General features: G+C 45.6%; 13 protein-coding genes. 8 read left to right on the top strand and 5 right to left on the bottom strand.

Going from position 1 to position 20017, the window contains the following annotated elements:
* Window positions 1–372: 372 nt before the first annotated feature.
* A complete protein-coding gene (locus QUA83_RS12135) occupies window positions 373–1665 on the top strand; it encodes a ribonuclease D (RefSeq protein WP_333293402.1) in 1293 nt (430 codons plus the stop codon).
* Between the two features lie 75 nt (window positions 1666–1740).
* On the opposite strand, the gene QUA83_RS12130 is transcribed toward QUA83_RS12135, so the two are convergent.
* Both QUA83_RS12130 and QUA83_RS12125 read right to left on the bottom strand, forming a co-directional pair.
* Window positions 1741–2085 (bottom strand): hypothetical protein, encoded by a 345-nt coding sequence (locus tag QUA83_RS12130; RefSeq protein WP_333114081.1) that lies wholly within the window; start codon window positions 2083–2085, stop codon window positions 1741–1743.
* Window positions 2086–2188: 103 nt separating this feature from the next.
* Complete coding sequence (locus QUA83_RS12125) at window positions 2189–4720, bottom strand: vWA domain-containing protein (protein ID WP_333293401.1); 2532 nt, start codon at window positions 4718–4720, stop codon at window positions 2189–2191.
* A gap of 213 nt (window positions 4721–4933) precedes the next feature.
* Between QUA83_RS12125 and QUA83_RS12120 the strand changes: the two genes are divergently transcribed.
* Window positions 4934–5920 (top strand): AEC family transporter, encoded by a 987-nt coding sequence (locus QUA83_RS12120; RefSeq protein WP_333293400.1) that lies wholly within the window; start codon window positions 4934–4936, stop codon window positions 5918–5920.
* Window positions 5921–6083: 163 nt separating this feature from the next.
* Complete coding sequence (locus QUA83_RS12115; protein ID WP_333293399.1) at window positions 6084–11501, top strand: AAA family ATPase; 5418 nt, start codon at window positions 6084–6086, stop codon at window positions 11499–11501.
* Between the two features lie 327 nt (window positions 11502–11828).
* Here the strand turns inward: QUA83_RS12115 and QUA83_RS12110 are convergent, their stop codons facing one another.
* Window positions 11829–12020, bottom strand: a complete 192-nt coding sequence (locus QUA83_RS12110; protein ID WP_333293398.1) for a hypothetical protein — start codon at window positions 12018–12020, stop codon at window positions 11829–11831.
* 93 nt (window positions 12021–12113) lie between these two features.
* Here QUA83_RS12110 and QUA83_RS12105 point away from each other — a divergent pair, with 93 nt between their 5' ends.
* Window positions 12114–13775, top strand: coding sequence for a calcium-binding protein (locus tag QUA83_RS12105; RefSeq protein WP_333293397.1), 1662 nt, complete (start codon window positions 12114–12116; stop codon window positions 13773–13775).
* Window positions 13776–13842: 67 nt separating this feature from the next.
* Here the strand turns inward: QUA83_RS12105 and QUA83_RS12100 are convergent, their stop codons facing one another.
* Window positions 13843–14205 carry a hypothetical protein gene (locus QUA83_RS12100; protein ID WP_333293396.1) on the bottom strand — a complete coding sequence of 121 codons (363 nt, stop codon included), beginning with the start codon at window positions 14203–14205 and terminating at the stop codon, window positions 13843–13845.
* A gap of 401 nt (window positions 14206–14606) precedes the next feature.
* Between QUA83_RS12100 and QUA83_RS12095 the strand changes: the two genes are divergently transcribed.
* The gene (locus QUA83_RS12095) at window positions 14607–15449 is read left to right on the top strand and encodes a photosystem II manganese-stabilizing polypeptide (RefSeq protein WP_333293395.1); all 843 of its coding nucleotides are present in this window, start codon (window positions 14607–14609) and stop codon (window positions 15447–15449) included.
* Window positions 15450–15911: 462 nt separating this feature from the next.
* Window positions 15912–16685 (top strand): RNA polymerase sigma factor SigF, encoded by a 774-nt coding sequence (locus tag QUA83_RS12090; protein ID WP_333040477.1) that lies wholly within the window; start codon window positions 15912–15914, stop codon window positions 16683–16685.
* A 129-nt stretch (window positions 16686–16814) separates the two neighbouring features.
* Here the strand turns inward: QUA83_RS12090 and QUA83_RS12085 are convergent, their stop codons facing one another.
* Entirely contained in the window at window positions 16815–17981 is a 1167-nt protein-coding gene (locus QUA83_RS12085; RefSeq protein ID WP_333293394.1) for a pyridoxal phosphate-dependent aminotransferase, read from the bottom strand.
* A 237-nt stretch (window positions 17982–18218) separates the two neighbouring features.
* Here QUA83_RS12085 and QUA83_RS12080 point away from each other — a divergent pair, with 237 nt between their 5' ends.
* Entirely contained in the window at window positions 18219–18731 is a 513-nt protein-coding gene (locus QUA83_RS12080; RefSeq protein ID WP_333137865.1) for an adenine phosphoribosyltransferase, read from the top strand.
* 233 nt (window positions 18732–18964) lie between these two features.
* Window positions 18965–20005, top strand: a complete 1041-nt coding sequence (locus QUA83_RS12075; protein WP_333293393.1) for an ABC transporter permease — start codon at window positions 18965–18967, stop codon at window positions 20003–20005.
* Window positions 20006–20017: the final 12 nt, after the last annotated feature.

Here is a 20017-nt window from a genome sequence, read left to right as displayed (position 1 = left end):
ATAAGTTTCCCACGATCCCAGACTCATGGAAATACTACCCTTGACAATTTCCCTTTTTCCTTAACTTGTCACCAATGGAAGTAGGCAACTGGTTTTTAGAGGAAGTTCGCGGGAATCGTCAATAGTGCGATCGACTCCATTCTTTTTTTAACTGCAGGCTAGAAACTCGGTTGCACTTGTGACCACGAAAATTGGAGGCAGAGCCTCCTGATATGCGTCCCCAGGCAGAGCCCGGGTACGAGTAAGAAACCGGGTTTCTGCGCGTGTCCAGGACACGGAAAAGCCATGTCCGGCGCTTGAATCGTTGACAATCGAGCCGATAATTGCTATAGCATAATAGAATTAAAAAGTTAATAGCAAAATTATCTAAAAATGCCTTATTTAACAGCAGCAAACGACATCAAAGCACTCATCGCTAATTTTTCCCAAGCTAAAATTCTGTGGGTTGACACAGAAATAGCAGACTATAAATCCAACCCCAGATTATCTCTGATTCAGGTGTTAGCTGACTCCACAGATTCGAGTGGAGATGCCACTTTTCTACTAGATGTCTTGGATAAACCTGAATTGGAAAAAGATTTCATCAACCAAATCATGGTGAATCCAAATATTGAAAAAGTATTGCACAACGCCAGCTATGACATCCGATTTTTAGGCAATGATGAGGCTCAAAATGTCACTTGCACATTGAAAATGGCGAGAAAGATTCCCACTTACATTCTGCCCTTACCTAATCGACAACTCAAAACTTTAATAGAAACACTTTGTGGCATTGCTTATGTAGATAAAACAGAACAAAGCGGCGATTGGGCAAAGCGTCCCCTCACCCAGAAGCAGCTAGAATATGCCAAGATGGACGCGGTTTATTTAGCTGGAGTGCATCGCCGCCTGCTAGAAATCCTTGCCCAATGTTACCCCGAACCCGCAACGGAAAACTTGACAGCATTGGGCGAAAAATATCAGGAAATAGAATCTCGGTGGAAGCCGCTAGATTCAGAAATCGCTGAAGTGAAAGAACGCATTAAAGCAGGGATGCTGGCGCAAAATCTCAAAGATAGTTCTTATTTTGAGCTTTCCAGTTCGATAACGATGAAAGTAGATTTTATGACGCTGGCCAGACTGACGCAAACTGAGGGAATTGAGTTAAATTTTCCGGTAACGCTGACGAAAGAAATTCAAAAACAGTTAGGCCAACTCATCGCCGATCCCTCTTTGGAAGTTGAGGAGATTGCTAGTTGGCGGTTAAATTCTAATGTACAGCAACGGCGGAAATCCACTAAGAAAATTGCGCCGGAACCGGAGAGTGACGATTTAACAGCATTGGGGGAAAGGTACAAAGAAATTTTGCCTGAATGGAAGTTGCTGGATTCAGAAGTTGAGCATCTGAAAGAGCGCATTAAAAAAGCAATGTTGGTGCAAGATAAGGAAAATACTCCCGATTTTAAGTTATCCAGTTCCTCGATTTTGAAGGTAGATTTTGCTAGGTTGGCAAAACTTGCGCTATCTGTGGGAGTTGAGTTAGATTTTATGGTGACGCTGACTCAATACATCCAAAAGCGGTTAGGGGATGCGATTAACAAAATTGATGTGCAAATTGAGTATATTACGAGTTGGCGGATGACGGCTAAGACTGTGGAAGATGAAGATGAGGAAATTCCGTTTTAAGTAGAGGGCGGGTACGGGGATACCGCCCTTACAGTATAAACGAATCGCGTTTCATTTTTGCTGGGTGTAGCGCTACTAACCTTGTTCTTCCAAATACTCTGCAACTGCTTGCAAATCTTCCAATCCTCGGTTCAAGCTGTTAAGCATAGCTTCCCCAGTTTCAGTATCAAAGTTGAGTTTAGGATTTTGGAAAGCTAACTCTTGAATTGCTTCTAGCCATAGTGAAAGCGGTACCTGGCGCACAGCTTCCCGTAACCCCATATTTGCCAATACTGCAAGATAAAAACCTGTCAAGTCTTGCTCTCCATAGCCATAGAAACCATGTCGCAGTTCTAGCTTTTGGGGGGTGTAGGCTGCATATTGATCGAAAGTGATCGGTGTGCGATCGAGTTTTGGTTGTGGGAGTGGTGGTGTATCCATATTTTTTGACCTGATTTGTTACTATCGGCTGCGCCTTTGCAGTTCATTTCAATCAACCATATTTAACTATTTAACCAAGGTGGGCTTTTGCCCACCCGAATTCCTACTTCCCTACCGTGAAATACTCATTCTTAGCATACACGCTAATAATGCAGTCTCCCACTTCAAAAAACATCCCCTCTTGCTCATCTTTAGAAAACTGCAAGTTGCCGTATTTAGAATTAATTTCCTCAGCAGTCGCCGCTTTTGCCTCCATTTCATCCGGGATAAGTCCGGTAGAACCGATATAGAAAACCAGCGGTGAAACTTTTTCGCGATACACTTTTTCGGCATAAGCTTCCAGTCGATCATTCGCATTAGCTAAAGCAGCGACAAACTCCTCTCGCTTGACATCTTCTTCCTGCCATTTCGCTTGCAAAAGCCGCAGCAAACTATCTGCACCCACTTTGGCTAAAGTAGCGCTAACAATTCCGTTATCCTCCAACCCCAAAAACTCATCGAAAATCAGTTTCATCAAGTCGTCAACTTTGGTAATTTTTGTTCGGGATGACAGCGTTTTGTGTGCGAAGACAACAGGCTCATCTAAGGTGATGTCAAATGTCGGTTTTGCTAGCTTTTCGCCCGTGTTTTTGTGGTAAACTTCATAAAGGCGATCGAGAAATTTGTTGGCCGAGTGCAATTTGCCAAAGTTGAGGATGTTTTTGCTGCCGATGTCGATTTTGTAGCTGACTCGCGAATCTACTGAACCGTTGGCGATCGCACTTTTTAAATCTGTGTATTCCGTCGTCGTCGGAAAGTTGATGTAAAGGCTTTTTGACAGATAATGCTGTTTCAATTCTTCCAATTGTTCCGCAGTGTAAGCCTCGGATTCCTCCTTCAAATGAGCCGAGAGAATGCTAGAGAGAATTTTGATTTCTGCGAGTTCCTCAAACACTCCGTCAAGGCGGCCGTAACGCCCGTCAAAAGGCACGAGGGGCAAAGTCTCTAACTTAATATCGTACTCTGAACGGAAATCAAATTCTTGCACGGGCGAACCGTCTTTTTCCAGGACACCGCATTTTTTGAGCAAATCAAACACTGGTTGGCTGCTGATTTTGATTCGCAGCGACTTAATATTAACTTCGCCGTCGCTGACAATAGTATAATTGTTGAAAGTATTGAGGTCTGTAACTAGAATTCCCGCCACTTCTGCGATTAAAGTTCCATCCTCAACTTTTACCAGCTTAGCTTTTCGGGTAATCAGCATATTGATGGTAGCGGTATTTTGATTGATCGCAAATGAACCCATTTGCACGTATTCGCCACCATCTAAGAATTCAGTTTTCAGCCAAGGCTTGACAAGGTTGCCGTTTTCGTCTCGCTTTCCTTCAATTCGCTTCAAACCTTTTCGCTGATAATTTTCTTGCAAGTGTTTCAAGTTGATGATGATGCTGTTGCCGTTTTCCTCCAATATCTCGATCAACTCCAGCAGGGAAATTTTATCGCTGACTTTTACCCGATCGCCAATTTCATGATTTTTCAACACATCAGGCGCAAAAACAGCCTGTTCCAAATCTTCTGTAAACTCCGCTATTTGGGCATTTGTCAAAGCTTTAGCGTGTTTTTCCATCAAAGTAGCGTCGAAAGTGCTCGCCAGCGCATACTTAGCCGTATTTAAATTGCCGTCAGCGAGGTTAGCTTTCGCAAAAGCAAACACCGACTCATCAGTTTGAGCAACGGGAACATCTAGTTTGTCATACTCATCTTTCGCGACTTTCTGATATTTGTAAAACAGTCCGCGATCGTCTGCTTTCAGCCCGCAGATTTTCAGCGTGCTCGATGAACCGTTGATTTTTTTCCCACTTTTGGAAACAAAAACTTGATAATCGTATTCCTTAATTAACGGTTCTTCCAGCGGAGGTGCAACGGAACTGCCTAACAGTTTTGTGCTGTCGTAAAGAGCATCATAAACCATTTTGACTTCGCCAGCGCGGATGCAATTTCCCGATAATGTATTGGCAATTTTGGAGAGAAGTTTGAAGTCAGCAGAGGCATAGGATATCGTGTTAGCAAACACATCCATGTCTTTGAGTTCTTCGCAAATTTCCCCTAGTTTTGCAGCTTCCGAATTGGCACTGGGGTCATTTGCATAGCCGTCTGTGTGCAAATTTATAGCTGTCATTTCTCCCGCTTTAACCAAAGATTTAGCGAGTTCCATCGACTGCGATATGCAGGTACAGCCAGCCGTGTGGATTTTCTGAATTTCTTTGATGTATTGAGAGTCAAACTTCAGCACTTCTTGAATGGGAATTCGCTGGAAATGACAAATTACGTCCCCATTGCTAGCATAGGAAATCAGGCTGACAATTAGCTGGTAATTGTTGTATTCGTCTAAAGTCAAAAGCTTGATTAGGGTTTCTTTCAGCGGTTCTAACTCATAATACATTGAGCCGGAACGGTCGATGATGATGATGCTGTGAGCGACGGATTTTTCTGGGATATCGCCTGGTGTTCTTTCTAAATTAATGCGATCGACTAGATAGAATGCTTTTGCGTTTCCGGCAAAATTGTAGAGGGTAAATTTGGTGCGAGTATTGGAGGCTGCTTGGCTGCTGGAACTTTTGACTTGAGATGATTGTTTTGCTTGCCGTGCCATAGTTTTCACCTATGTTGACTTATTCCTCAACTTAATCATGACACGCGCTTCTGGGGATGTCAAGGCCTGTGTGGAAAATTATCTGCGAAGCTGAATAAGCATTAATATTTAGCGCTGCGGTGCCATTAAAAATTGCGGCGGTAGGGTAAAGGTGGGCTTTTTTGGCAAAAGTAGTATATCTGCATAAGTCGTTTAGTAAATATTTAGTCAATCATGCTTTATTTAGAAAATCCGCTGCTCAAACTTTATCTAAATCTAATCGGATGGGTGGCGTTGGGATTCATTCTCGGCCGCCTGCTACCGAGAAGCTATTCTACATATTTAGCCAAGTTTCTTTTCTTCTTTGGCACGCCATTGAGCATTGTTGCTTTTATCCGCCGCGCCAATTTGTCGGGCGCTATTTTGATTGCGCCGCTGACAGCTTGGGCGGCAATTCTAGCAGGTGGAGGACTCGCTTGGATTTTGATAAATTTCGGTGTCGGCGAGGAACGTTTCAAGACTCTTAATGGGAGCGCCCAAAATAGCCCGGAACACACTAACGCTTGGAGTTTGCCCACTCAAGGCAGCTTCTTATTGGCAACGATGGTGGGTAATACGGGTTTTTTAGGCATTCCCGTCACCTTGTCCTTATTAGGCTCGGAACACTTTGCCTGGGCGTTGTTTTACGACTTGCTAGGCACTACCGTGGGAATCAATATACTGGGAGTTGCTATTGCTTCTCACTGCGGTAAAAGCGATCGCCGTCAGGGTTGGTTAACACCCCTGCGGGCAATTTTTCAGAATCCGGCACTGTGGGCTTTTGGTGTAGGATTTGTCTCGCGCAGCTTGCCGCTGTCGGCACAAATCGCAGAATTGTTAACAACAGGTGCTTGGACTGTAATTACTTTAGCTTTAATTACGATCGGGATGCAGTTGAGCAAGTTGAATTCCTTGCATAACATCAAACAAGTTTTGGCTTGTCTTGCGATTAAAATGCTGTTAGTTCCCTTGGTAATTGGCACGGGATTAACGTTTTTTGGGATCGGGGGCGCGCCGCGACTTGGGCTAGTGCTGCAAATGGCAATGCCTCCTGCTTTTGGTACTACATTGCTGGCAGAAGCTTTCAATCTCGATCGCGAATTAGCCGTAACTGCGATCGGCCTCGGCTGCGTTAGTTTATTATTCACTATTCCCCTATGGATGAGGCTATTTAATTTTTAATAAAAATAGGATTTGGTGAGTTTAAAAAGAGTATTATTTCAGTGATCCCCATCACAAATGTTGAGAGATCTATGTCATATTAATTTAACAATCACTGGACTGGAAACTGTATTGGCTTCTGTTAATGTGGAAATAACCCGTGGATGACGGGAAGAATAAAAGTATGGCAACTATAAATTTTTCCTTGACAGGTTATCAAATTCTCGATCGCATTTACTCAGGAACTCGCACCCTAGTTTATCGAGCTTTCCGTATTGACGACAAACAGCCAGTCGCCATCAAAGTCTTGCGGAGTAATTATCCCAGCTTCAGCGAACTGGTGCAATTTCGTAATCAGTACACCATCGCCAAAAACCTCAACTTGCCCGGAATCATCGAAACCTACAGCTTGGAAACCTACCAAAACAGCTATGCGTTGGTAATGGAAGACTTTGGGGGAATTTCTCTGAAGGAATGGATGGAAAAAGGGGAAACTGGGCCGACTATGATCGAGTTTTTGCAAGTGGCGATCGACCTGAGCAATATATTAGATATACTCTACCGCCACCGGATAATTCACAAAGACATTAAACCAGCCAATATTTTAATTCATCCCCAAACAAAACAAGTCAAACTCATTGACTTTAGTATTGCATCTTTGCTACCAAGGGAAACTCAAACCCTGATGAATCCTAACCTGCTGGAAGGGACACTCGGCTATTTGTCTCCCGAACAAACGGGAAGGATGAATCGCGGCATTGACTACCGCAGTGATTTTTACTCTTTGGGCGTGACTTTTTACGAATTGCTGGCGGGACGATTGCCGTTTCAATCCAACGATGTGATGGAATTAGTACACTGTCATATTGCCAAGCAAACACCATCACTGCATCAAATAAATCCTGAAATCCCGCCCGTACTTTCGGAGATTGTCAGCAAATTAATGGGTAAAAATGCCGAAGACCGCTATCAGAGTGCGTTGGGGCTGAAATTCGATTTAGAATATTGTTTGGAGCAACTTGAAGAAAACGGTAGGATCAAGAGTTTTGCGATCGCGCGGAGGGATGTGGCCGATCGATTCATTATACCAGAAAAACTTTATGGTCGCGAAACTGAAGTAGAAACCCTACTCGAAGCCTTTGATCGCGTCAGTAGTGGCACAACTGAAATGATGCTAGTAGCTGGTTTTTCTGGAATTGGAAAAACTGCAATTGTGAATGAAGTTCAAAAACCAATTGTCCGCCAGCGCGGCTATTTCATCAAAGGCAAATTCGACCAATTTAACCGAAATATTCCTTTTTCAGCTTTTGTGCAAGCATTTCGAGACTTAATGAAACAATTGTTGAGCGAAAGTGATGAGGAGTTGAAAAAATGGCAAACTCAAATATTGCAAGCACTGGGCGATAACGGTCAAGTCATTATTGAAGTAATTCCGGAACTAGAAAGAATTATTGGGCCACAACCACCCGCACTAGACTTATCAGGAAATGCGGCACAAAATCGGTTTAATTTGCTATTCCAAAACTTTATTAAGGTGTTCACAAAACCCAAACATCCCCTGGTGATGTTTTTGGATGACTTGCAGTGGGCAGATTCCGCCTCGCTGCGGTTAATGCAACTGCTAGTGGCCGAGTCGGAAACCGGCTATTTATTAGTAATTGGTGCCTACCGAGATAATGAAGTATTTGCAGCACATCCGTTGATGCTGATACTGGATGCAGTGGTCAAAGGTGGGGCCACGGTGAATACTATTACCCTGGAACCGTTGAGTTCAACAAGTCTAAATCATTTGGTTGCTGATACGCTCAATTGTGATCCATCTTGGGCAAAACCGTTGGCGGATTTGGTGGCACAAAAAACCCAGGGAAATCCCTTTTTTGCAACGCAGTTTCTCAAAGCACTGCATCAGGATGGGCTGATTGAGTTTGAGCGGCTTGCTGGTTGTTGGCAGTGCGATATTGTGCGAGTTCGGGAGGCAGCGCTGACGGATGATGTGGTCGAGTTTATGGCGTTGCAGTTGCAAAAATTGCCGCCAGCGACTCAGAATGTGTTGAAGTTGGCTGCTTGTGTTGGGAATCAGTTTGATTTGGGGACTTTGGCAGTTGTTTCCCAGCAATTGGAAACGGAAACGGCGGCGGATTTGTGGAAGGCTTTGCAAGAGGGGTTAATCCTGCCTGAAAGTGAAATTTATAAGTTTTATATGGGGCGAGAAAGACGGGAGGAGACCGAAAATTCCGAGGTAGTAAATTACAAGTTTTTGCACGATCGCGTTCAGCAAGCCGCCTATTCTTTAATTCCCGAACAAGAGCGAGCCCGTGCTCACTATCAGATTGGACAATTGCTGATCCAGCAAATTTCACCCGCAGCTATAGAAGAGCAAATTTTTTCAGTTGTCAATCAGTTGAATTATGGTATTGCGCTGATTGAAGACCAAACAGAACGCGATGAATTGGCACAACTAAACCTCACGGCTTGCCGCAAAGCCAGAGGCGCTACTGCTTATCAAGCTGCTCGCGAGTATGCTGCGATTGGGCTAAATTTGCTGGGAGAGAGCGCTTGGCAACGACATTACGAGATGACCTTGAAATTGCACGACATAGCAGCAGAAGTGGCTTCACTATGTGGCGAATTTGACCAGATGAATCAGTGGATTGACACTGTGATTCATCATACCAGAACTCCCCTAGAGCGAGTGAGCGTTTACATCGTCAAAATTCAGGCATTATCGTCCCAGAACAAGTTTTTAGAAGCAATTGCTATCGGTTTGTTGAGTCTCAAAGAATTAGGAGTAGAATTGCCCGATCGCCCTACATCAGAAGATATTCAGCAAGCAGTGCAGGAAATTAATAGCTTAATCGGCGATCGACCCATTGAAGAGTTATTCGATCTGCCAGCAATGGTGGATGCCCAAAAGCTGGCTACGATGCAAGTGGCGGCAAGTATGGTGTCAGCTTGTTATCTGGTTGGTTCGTCTTTGTTTGCACTGGTGACGGCCTTACAGGTAAATTTATCTATCCAATATGGCAACAGTCGTAGTTCAGCTTATAGCTATAGTTGTTATGGCATTTTTCTCAACAGCTTTCTACAAGATGTGACGGTAGCCGATCAGTTTGGTAGATTAGCTTATCGTCTGGCCAGTGGCGCGGATGCCAAAAATATTCGTTCTGAAACTTTTTCTGTCATCGGACTCTGTTTGTACCATCGCAAATCGCATTTGCGGGATACCATCCCCATTATTGAGGCAGCCTATCAAGCCGGATTAGAAACAGGCAATCTAGAGTTTGTCGGGTATAGCGGGCAGGCATTTTGTATAAATGCCTTCTGGTGCGGTCAACCTTTGGCAGAACTTGAGCCCCAAATTCGGGCATACCGTCAGCAATTACTCGACCTCAACCAACTAACGACGGCAAATTATTGTTCGGTTTTTTGGGAAGCAACGCTGTTTTTATTGGGTAATCCAAACAACTTGGAGATTTCATTTGAAAAGGAAGGCTATGACGAGAAGCTGGTTTCTCAGTCCCTTGCCTCTAACGATTTTTACCGACTCTGCATCTTCTATCTGTACAGGGCAACGTTGAGATTCCTGCTGGGAGAGATGGCTGGGGCCTCCGTAGATGTCGATCGAGCAAGACAGTATATAGCGGGAAGTGTAGGAACTACTTCCGAAGCTGGTTTATATTTCTATGACTCACTGATAGCCCTTGCCACTGCTGAGTCCGAGGCTGAGTTAGAAACGCAGCGGCAACGAGTTCAGGAAAATCAAACTTCGTTGCAGCATTGGGCAGAACACGCCCCCATGAATTATTTACATAAGTGGCAGTTGGTAGAAGCAGAGAAATACCGAGTGGCGAGACAGAGGGCAGAAGCTATTGAAATGTACGATCGCGCCATTTCTGGAGCGAAAGAAAACGAATACATCCAAGAACAAGCCCTCGCTAACGAACTAGCAGCTAAATTCTACCTCGACTGGGGCAAAGAAAAAGTGGCGCAAGCTTATATGCAAGAAGCCTACTACTGTTACGCTCGCTGGGGTGCGAAAGCCAAAATCGATGACTTAGAAAAACGCTATCCCCAACTTCTTGCTCCCATATTGCAGGCCATAGAAAATCGTTTTGGAATCAGCGAAACCCGCCTCCACACAATCAATAAATCGTCAGTTTTACATCAAACCTGGCACACAACTCTATCTAGCAGTAGCAGTATTTACGAAGCCCTCGATTTCGCTACTATTCTCAAAGCCTCCCAAACTCTATCGAGTGAAATTCAATTAGAAAAATTGCTGGCTGCACTGATGTGTGTGGTGATGGAAAATGCCGGGGCAAAAAAAGCAGTTCTCCTGTTGCTTAAGGACGGGAATCTCGCCATCGAAGCTGTAGCCTCCTTCCATCAAGATGTCATCTCAATATCTGTACCGCTGTCAGCCAGCGACGAGGTTCCCGCTGCTGTGGTCAACTATGTTAAGCGGACTTGGAAAACTGTGGTCTTGGATAATGCAGCAGTACAAAACGATTTTATTGCCGATCAGTATTTGATGCAGAAAAAGCCCAAAAGTGTGCTGTGCGCGCCAATTTTATATCAGGGTAAATTAATCGGGTTGCTCTACCTAGAAAATAACTTGACAATTGGTGCATTTACAGAAGATCGCACTGAAATCATCCAACTTTTGTGCGCCCAAGCGGCTATCTCTATAGAAAATGCTCGATTATACCAACAATCTCAAGCTTATGCACAAGAATTAGAGCGATCGCTCCTTGAGTTGCAGCAAGCACAGTTACAGATCGTGCAAAGCGAAAAAATGTCAGCCTTGGGCAATCTCGTCACAGGGATAGCCCACGAAATCAATAATCCTGTCGGCTTTATTAGCGGCAATATTGAGGAAGCAACCACCACGATTAAAGATGTGATTTCCCACTTGAAATTATATCAAGAAAAACTGCCAAATCCTGGCGATGAAATTGAAGAAGATGCTGAGGATATTGATTTAGAGTATGCCTTAGAAGATTTGCCAAAGATGCTGTTGTCGATGAAAGTGGGATGCGATCGCATTCGCGGCATTAGCACCAGCCTCCGCACCTTCTCCAGAGCCGATAAAGACTACAAAGTTCCGTTTAATATCCATGAGGGCATTGACAGCACCATCTTAATTTTGAAACACCGGCTGAAAGCCAACGAACACCATCCTGCGATCGAAGTCGTCACAGACTACGGCAATCTCCCCCCAATCGAATGCTTTCCCGGTCAACTGAACCAAGTCTTTATGAACTTGCTTGCTAACGCGATCGATGCCCTAGAAGAATCAAACCAAGGACGCAGTTTCCAGGCTCTTAAAACAAATCCATACTGTATCACAGTTCGTACCAGTCAGTCGGATGATCGACACATCAAAATTCAGATTGCCGATAACGGTGCGGGCATGACAGAAGCCGTAAAAAAACGGATTTTTGACCATTTGTTCACAACGAAGGCAGTAGGAAAAGGCACAGGGTTAGGATTGGCGATCGCCCGCCAGATTGTAGTCGAAACCCACGGTGGAACAATTAATGTGAATTCTACTTTGGGGGGAGGAAGTGAATTTGAGATAGTGTTACCTATTAGCGAATAAAAGTTGACGGTTGACTGTTGACGGTTGACTGTTGACTGTTGACTGTTGACTGTTGACTGTTGACTGTTGACTGTTGACTGTTGACTGTTGACTGATGACTGTATAAGGAGGGGTCAAAAAAATGAAAATTGCGCGAATTATTTGTTGGCAGCTTGATTCGACTTTACGCCCCACTCCGGAAGCGCGGATTTGATATCATTCCGGCAGTCAGGCCGGAATTGATATGACAGATGACTATCATGATTTGGAACACGTGCTTACAGTTCCATTCTTGTTTCAACGTGGTATCAGAAGTAAAAAAATGAGGAGGAGGAAGAATGAAAAAGGTTATTCATTTTTCATTCTTCCTCCTTTCGTTTGTCGAGTTTGAGTTCTTTGAGTGCGATCGACTAATTTATATTTGAAAAAATCCCGAATAAGTAAATTAGATTGCCGATCGGGCATTATACCAGCCCCGATCGCAATTGCGGACACGGGCAAAACTTCCCGCGCCCCTGCGCCAGATTGCCAAAATCTCAATTATGCTAACCTAGGCAAGCAGCAATCCCTTGTCACGAAGGCGATTAACATAATTTCAAACAATTTATTTTATTGAGGACCGGTGTATCCCCTATGGCAAACCTGATCGGCACAGACAGCAACGACTTTATTCTAGGAACTCCGCTGAGCGATCGAATTCGCGCCTTAGATGGCGATGACACGCCTCTGGGTGCGGGAGGAGATGACACCCTAGAGGGGGACGGCGGCAACGACCAGCTTCTTGGAGGTGACGGATCAGATTCGCTGCTTGGTGGTGAAGGAAATGACGAACTTATTGGCAACCAAGGCCGCGATTCTGCTTCCGGCGGGAACGGCGATGACTCGATTCGTGGCGGTTTGGGCAACGACATCCTCGAAGGCAACGACGGAATAGACAGCGTGGTGGGAGATGCCGGGGACGACTTAGTTAGTGGCAACGCAGACTTTGATGTGATTGCCGGCGGTACTGGCAACGACACCCTCACAGGGAATGACGGCGACGATTCCGTGTTCGGCAATGCTGATGATGACTTTCTCTACGGGAATGCGGGGAACGATTCTGTCAACGGCGGTAGCGGCAGGGATCAACTGTTGGGCGGTGAGGGCAACGATTATTTGAGTGCCGGCGACGGCGACGACACTTTGTACGGCAATGCCGCCAACGATTCGCTCTTCGGAGATGCTGGTAATGACCAGATATTCGGTGGCAAGGCTGACGATACAGTTTTTGGCGGCACCGGTTCCGATACCCTTCGCGGCGATGAAGCCGACGACTCGGTACTGGGAGATGAAGGTAATGACTTTCTGTTTGGCGGCAAAGGTAATGATGGTATCGACGGCGGTTTAGGCGATGACTCCTTGGCAGGAGGTATCGGCGACGATACAATTTTGGGCAGTTTCGGCAATGACAATTTATTTGGAGCAGAGGGTAATGATTCTCTGATCGGAGGCGAGGGTTCGGATACTCTGACTGGCGGCAGCGGCAGCGATGTTTTTGGATTGGGAGCAGGGCCTGGCAGTCTGGCTTTAATTACTGATTACAATGACACAGAGGATTTCTTTGGACTGCCGAGCAATTTATCTTTCGCTCAACTGCAAGTTCGGCAAGGTAACGGTGCAAATGTCAGGGATACAGTAATTACGACGCTCGACGGCAAGCTTTTAGCAATTTTGATCGACACTCCGGCGGCGCTGATCGAGGCGAATGATTTTATCGCTGTGACTGGGACGGTTACTACCAGGCCAACCACCATTACCACTACAACTACCACTACAGTTACAAGCACAAATACAGATCCAACTCAACCTCAAACTTCAACTACAGAATCACTTCCAACTCCGCCTCCAACTCCCACGGAAGCACTGACTCCAACTCCCACGGAAGCACCGACTCCAACTCTCACGGAAGCACCAACTCCGACTCCCACGGAAGCACCGACTCCGACTCCGACTCCGACTCCGACTCCGACTCCGACGCCGACTCCGACAGCCGCACCAACTCCGACTCCGACAGCCGCACCAACTCCGACTCCCACGGAAGCACCAACTCCGACTCCGACGCCGACTGCTTCGAGGATTCCGAATCCGCCGACGGTTAGCGTGCCTGATGTTGATTCGCCCCTGGTGTCAATTAGTTCGATCCCCCCGGCGCAGACTCCCCGACTATTGCCAATGCCCGGGCCGACGCCGATATTCCCGACGGTGCCGAACCAGATACCTTTTCCTACACCTTTTCCTCCACCTTCGGGGCTGTAGGTGCGATCGTGCCGCTGTGTGATGAGTGATGAGTTAATGTAAAACTCACTAAACTCATCACTCATAACTATTTAACGTCCTGGGGAGTTTCGGCCGAGTCTTCTGGCGACTCGGCTGGAGAATCTTCTAGGGGAGATAATTGTTGGCTGTACCCCAAGAGCGATCGAAGTTTCATGCGGTGGATGTAAGGCCAGCCGCCATTGGCTTCAATATTCCTGAGCAGTTTGTAAAGTGCTTGGCGGTTGTCGGGAAAAGACGCTTGAAACAAACCGTCCCGAATTTCCCGGTGCGAAGCTTCCAGCTTCCGCAGCAGGGCCAAAAGCAGCAGACTGTCTCCCTGACAACTTTCGGCTAAAGTCCGAATCGCCTCTGTCAGCGATTGCATTTGAGACTGCAACTTTTCTGACTCTAAATCTTTGCCGTTGTCCATACTGCTGCTTCCTTTGAAATCTACAAGGCCTTTGTCCCCAGCCTTTTGGTCAACCGACTAATCGAGCTAGTCGCGATCGCCATTCGGGGTCATAAGCAAAGTAACTTAAGTAGGTTGACTTAAGCAATATTAATTTGCAGTCCAAGTCAGGAAAAGAGCACAACCCGTCGTACCATGTGTATTGGGCTGCGATCCACACATGATTGAGAAATCATAAGTTCATGCTTATTTTCACGGCGCACTAGCTTGATTTTCTGAGTCAATGCCGGTCTCGGTGAAGCGAGCGATCTGGATCTAAATGCTGCCCTAAGCGCTGGCCTAGCCTGCCGGCGGGCAATTATATTTTGCTCGAAGTAGGGCTTTTTCTTAATATAATCCGATGTTGGATATTGAGGTTTGCAATGAAATATCGTGCTTTAATTGTTGCACTTTTAGCATTTTGCATGAGTGCGCTGGTTGCTTGTTCTTCTGCTTCTGACACGACAGTGGCGACTACCGAGTTGCTCACCTACGACGAGATTAGAGGTACTGGCTTGGCTAATAACTGCCCTAGCTTGGCAGAAACTTCTCGGGGATCGATCCCCATCGAAGCGGGCGCCACCTATAAACTGACTGGTTTGTGTTTGCAGCCAACAACTTATTTTGTGAAGGAAGAACCAGCAAACAAACGCCAAGAGGCGGAATTTGTGCCTGGTAAATTGCTGACCCGGTTCACGTCGAGCATTGACCAAGTTCAAGGTACGCTCAAGGTCGGTACTGACGGAACTCTGACTTTCACAGAAGAAGACGGCTTGGATTTTCAAGCTATTACGATTCAATTACCGGGCGGAGAGCAAGTACCTTTCTTGTTTACCATTAAAGAACTGGTAGCTAGTTCCGAACCCGGAGTAGTTGCTATCAATACTTCCACCGATTTGAGAGGCGAGTTTAACGTTCCTTCTTACCGCAGCGCAGGCTTTTTAGACCCTAAAGGTCGCGGGGTATCGACTGGCTACGACAATGCTGTAGCGCTTCCGGCTACTGACAATGCCAAACTGCAACGGTCTAATGTTAAGCTGGCTGACACTCGCACCAAGGCGGGCAAAATTTCTCTCCAAGTTGCTAAAGTCAACAGCGCCACTGGCGAAGTTGGCGGCATTTTTGAGAGCACGCAGCCTTCTGATACAGATTTGGGAGCTAGACCGGCTCTGGACGTGAAAATTCGGGGTTTGTTTTACGCTCGCATTGAGCCTTCTGTGTCATAAAATTGGCTTTCGGGATCGATCGAACTTGAGCAGTTTTTTACCCTAAAGGTACTGCTCGCTCTTCATTAGCCAACAGTCTTGAGCAACATAACTTAGGACTGTTGACTAATGACTAAATTTATGATTTAATTGTGGTCATTCGCCAGTTATGAAGTTGAGATTTTTTATTAATTAAAGTATTGTATTGACAGCGCTTTCAGCTTATAATATCTTTTTCAAAAAACCTGGTTAAATAGGGGATGCGGTCGAAGGCCTTCTACCTGGTAAAAGTCTGGCTTATGCCGAAAACCTTTGGATAATCCCGCTAAATCCGTTCACGTTCCGAAAACTCAACTGGTGTGTCCGCTATCACACCTATTAAGTGCTACGATTACACTACATAAAAGTGAATTTTTTTAGACTAGATTGGAAACTAGATCTAAAGCAACCTCAGTCCTCTGCTCTACCCACCCTTATGCCACCATGTCTACCACACTGCCGAACGAGCTAAAAAGCGAAAATTTGCAATTGTTGCGCGAGTACCAACTTTCTGGATCTAATGAAATCCGCAATCAGTTAGTTAAACTGAATATTGGACTGGTCAGAAAAGAAGTTTACCACTGGATCAACCAGTGCGGTGAAAGCTACGACGATTTGCTGCAAGTCGGATGTATTGGGTTGATCAGGGCGATCGAGCGGTTTGATATCGCGAAGGGGCACGCTTTTAGTTCCTTTGCAATTCCCTACATTCGGGGCGAAATTCAACACTACTTGCGGGACAAAAGCCCTTCTGTGCGATTTCCCCGCCACTGGCAGTCCCTGGAACGCAAATCAGTAGCAGCGATCAAGGAGTTGCAGGTGCAGTTAAACCGGAAACCTACGGATGCTGAAGTAGCAGCAGTCCTTGAGGTTTCTGTACAAGAATGGCAAGAAATTAAGTTGGCCCATCTCAACAGATCGCCTCTGAGTTTGGACGCGCCGATGCAAGATGAAGATGAGGGGGCTACTTGTCTGGGAGAATTAGTGCCCGATAGCAAGTATCGGAGTTTTCAGTTGGCGCAAGAGGATCAAATTCGCGTACAGCAAGCTTTGGCTATGTTGGAACAACGGACTCGCGAGATATTGGAGTTTGTTTTTCTCTACGATTTAACCCAGAAAGAAACCGCTGAACGCTTGGGTATCAGTGCGGTGACAGTTTCTCGGCGAGTTAAGAAGGGGCTGGATTTGCTCAAAGAGATTATGACTAAACAGCTTTAGTGATTAGTCAGCAGTCAGCAGTCATTAGTCAGCAGTCAGCAGTCACCAGTCAGCAGTCACCAGTCAGCAGTCACCAGTAAGCTGCTACCGATAACAAATAACAAATAACCACTGACTACTAACTAATTTTTAGATGCTGCGGACAAATTTATCGAGCCTTTCGACGGCTTTTTTAATTGTGCCTAAATCCGTGGCGTAAGACAAGCGAATGTGGTCGTCTGCACCAAACGCAATCCCCGGAATAACTGCTACTTGCTGCTGTTCTAAGAAAGCGTCGCAAAATTCCAAAGAATTCATTCCTGTCTTGCTGATGTTGACAAACATATAGAAAGCACCGTCTGGTTTAATACAGCTAATTCCAGGGACAGCATCGAGTAATTCAAATATTACCTGACGCCTTTCGGCAAAAGCTAGACGCATTGTTTCGACAGACTCTTGACTGCTTTCCAAAGCTGCGATCGCGCCGTACTGTGCAAAGGTACACACGTTTGAGGTACTGTGACCTTGAATGGTGTTGGTGGCTTTGATTAATTCGATCGGCCCGGCCAAATAACCGATTCGCCAGCCTGTCATCGAGTAAGCTTTAGCAAAACCGCTGCTGATCAGGGTGCGATCGAAGATTTCTTTGCCCAGGGAACCGATGCTGACGTGCTGGGCGTCGTCATATATAATTTTTTCGTAAATTTCGTCAGCAACGACTAAAATATCTCGATCGACTATCACCTCGGCCAAGGCTTTGATTTCCGCCGGAGTATACACCATTCCCGTAGGGTTAGAAGGCGAATTCAGTACAAATAACTTGGTTTTGGGAGTAATCGCTCGACTCAGTTGTTCCGGTGTAATTTTATATCCTGTAGAAGCATCAGTCCGTACAATTACTGGCTTGCCGCTAGCGAGTTTAACCATTTCAGGGTAGCTTAGCCAGTAGGGAGCCGGAATAATTACTTCCTCTCCCGGCTCGATCAGAGCCATCATCAGATTGTAGAGGGAATGTTTGCCGCCGTTGGTGACAATGATATTTTCTGGTTGATAGTTGAGATTGTTGTCGGATTGGAGTTTGCGTGCGATCGCAGCTTTTAACTGCGGTTCCCCAGCCACAGGGCCATACTTAGTCTTCCCCGCGTCTAAAGCTTGTTTTGCCGCTGCTTTAATGTGTTCGGGGGTATCAAAGTCGGGTTCTCCCGTACTCAAACTACAGACATCAATCCCTTCGGCCTTCATGGCTTTAGCCTTAGCTGCGATCGCCAAGGTTATAGAAGGAGAAACCTCACCCACTCGTGCTGCCAACTTAATCATTGGATTTTAGATATTAGATTTTTGACTTTCGATCATAGGGTGACAAATGTTGATATTCAACCCTGTTGTTAGGGAATTATGACATTTGTTTACATAGTACGTAAAGGATTAAGCAATTAAAGAATAAAAATTAAAGAAGCTCTTAGTTTTAATTTTTATTTTTTAATTTTTAAATTTTGACGTTATTATTGTACCATTTTTGATGCCTCGTTACCCTCAACGCCGATCTGCAAGCTTATGGATCTCAAATCTCTGATTCGCGACATTCCTGATTTCCCCAAGCCGGGAATTCTGTTTCGAGACATTACAACTTTGCTGCGCGACCCGCAAGGGCTGAGCTACACCATTGACAGCTTAGCGGAAAAATGCTCTGCAATGTCTGTTGACTATGTGGTGGGCATGGAATCGCGGGGCTTTATATTTGGCGCGCCGTTGGCTTATAAAATGGGAATAGGCTTTATTCCTGTCCGCAAACCGGGGAAACTGCCCGGTGCGGTTCATTTTGCTGAGTATGAGTTGGAGTACGGTGTCGATCGACTGGAGATGCACCAAGATGCGATGACATCCGGCAGCCGGGTGCTGATTGTGGACGATTTAATCGCCACTGGCGGAACAGCGGCGGCGACGGCTAAATTGTTAGAGCAAGCTGGCTGCGAGCTTGTCGGTTTTGCTTTTATCATTGAATTGCAGGCCTTGGGCGGCAGGCAGAAATTGCCCGATGTGCCGATCGTCACGCTAGTTGAATATTAGTTAGTTAACTGTTGGCAGTTGACTGCTGACAGTTGGCAGTTGACTGCTGACAGTTGAATAAAAACTACTGACAAATAATATCCTTGACATTTGCATCGTCCTGTATTCATCTCTCTCTTCTCTTTCTCTGCGATCTCTGCGTTCTCTGTGGTTAAATCATTCCGATCCAACCGGAATTAATATCATTCACAATTCTTCAAATCTAAAATCTAAAATCTAAAATCTAAAATCCTATGACTTCTATTAAATCTAATCGAAATTGGCAATTATTGAATTCTCTGTTTGCTGGGGAAACATTTACTTATGTTGTCAAGCGACTGTTGCAGGCACTTTTAACCCTATTTTTAGCATCAATGCTTTGTTTTGCAATTATTGAGCTAGCACCGGGAAATTACTTGGATACTTTGAGCCAAAATCCGAAGATTTCGCCGGAGACACTCAAGCAACTCGAACAGCAGTTCGGCTTAGATAAACCAGCTATTGTGCAGTATTGGCGGTGGCTGCAACAAATTGTGACGCGGGGGAATTTTGGCACGAGTTTTGTGTATCAGCGATCCGTAGCTTCGCTGCTGTGGGAACGGGTACCGGCGACGTTATTAATGGCGATCGCATCTTTGATTGTAACTTGGGCGATCGCGATTCCCTTGGGAATAGTCGCCGCCGTCAATCAAAACCGCACAGTCGATCGAGTTTTGCAAGTAGTCAGCTACACCGGACAAGGATTTCCCAGCTTTATCACAGCGTTGCTGCTGCTATTTTTTGCTCAGAATACTTCGCCTCTGTTTCCCGTCGGAGGAATGACGAGTATTGACCACGCAGACTTACCTTGGTGGGGCCAAATCCTCGATTACGGCTGGCACTTAATTTTGCCAACTGTCGCCCTCAGCGTTACTGGTTTTGCGGGTTTGCAAAGATTGATGCGCGGACAATTGTTAGACGTGCTGCGTCAAGATTATATCCGAACAGCACGGGCTAAAGGCTTGCCGGACGATCGAGTAATTTACGTTCACGCTTTGCGGAATGCTGTTAATCCGTTGATTACGCTATTGGGTTTTGAGTTTGCTAGTTTGTTGAGCGGTGCGTTTATTGCCGAATTTTTCTTTAATTGGCCGGGTTTGGGAAAGCTGACTTTGGAGGCCGTGAACAATCAAGATTTGTATTTAGTAATGGCAAGTTTGATGATGGGTGCGACGATGTTGATTGTGGGGAATTTGTTGGCCGATTTGCTGCTGAAAGCTGTCGATCCTCGGATTAAGCTGGAAGATTTGAAATAACAGACTTAATTC

This window comes from Microcoleus sp. K1-B1 (assembly GCF_036704705.1).
GTDB lineage: Bacteria > Cyanobacteriota > Cyanobacteriia > Cyanobacteriales > Microcoleaceae > Microcoleus.
Note: the sequence above shows the minus strand (reverse complement) of the source record. Positions and strands in the feature narration are given on the sequence as shown.

Coding starts and splice junctions, on each gene's coding strand:
- QUA83_RS12135 (WP_333293402.1), top strand. CDS start 373: ATGCCTTATTTAACAGCAGCAAACGACATCAAAGCACTCATCGCTAAT.
- QUA83_RS12130 (WP_333114081.1), bottom strand. CDS start 2,085: ATGGATACACCACCACTCCCACAACCAAAACTCGATCGCACACCGATC.
- QUA83_RS12125 (WP_333293401.1), bottom strand. CDS start 4,720: ATGGCACGGCAAGCAAAACAATCATCTCAAGTCAAAAGTTCCAGCAGC.
- QUA83_RS12120 (WP_333293400.1), top strand. CDS start 4,934: ATGCTTTATTTAGAAAATCCGCTGCTCAAACTTTATCTAAATCTAATC.
- QUA83_RS12115 (WP_333293399.1), top strand. CDS start 6,084: ATGGCAACTATAAATTTTTCCTTGACAGGTTATCAAATTCTCGATCGC.
- QUA83_RS12105 (WP_333293397.1), top strand. CDS start 12,114: ATGGCAAACCTGATCGGCACAGACAGCAACGACTTTATTCTAGGAACT.
- QUA83_RS12100 (WP_333293396.1), bottom strand. CDS start 14,205: ATGGACAACGGCAAAGATTTAGAGTCAGAAAAGTTGCAGTCTCAAATG.
- QUA83_RS12095 (WP_333293395.1), top strand. CDS start 14,607: ATGAAATATCGTGCTTTAATTGTTGCACTTTTAGCATTTTGCATGAGT.
- QUA83_RS12090 (WP_333040477.1), top strand. CDS start 15,912: ATGTCTACCACACTGCCGAACGAGCTAAAAAGCGAAAATTTGCAATTG.
- QUA83_RS12085 (WP_333293394.1), bottom strand. CDS start 17,981: ATGATTAAGTTGGCAGCACGAGTGGGTGAGGTTTCTCCTTCTATAACC.
- QUA83_RS12080 (WP_333137865.1), top strand. CDS start 18,219: ATGGATCTCAAATCTCTGATTCGCGACATTCCTGATTTCCCCAAGCCG.
- QUA83_RS12075 (WP_333293393.1), top strand. CDS start 18,965: ATGACTTCTATTAAATCTAATCGAAATTGGCAATTATTGAATTCTCTG.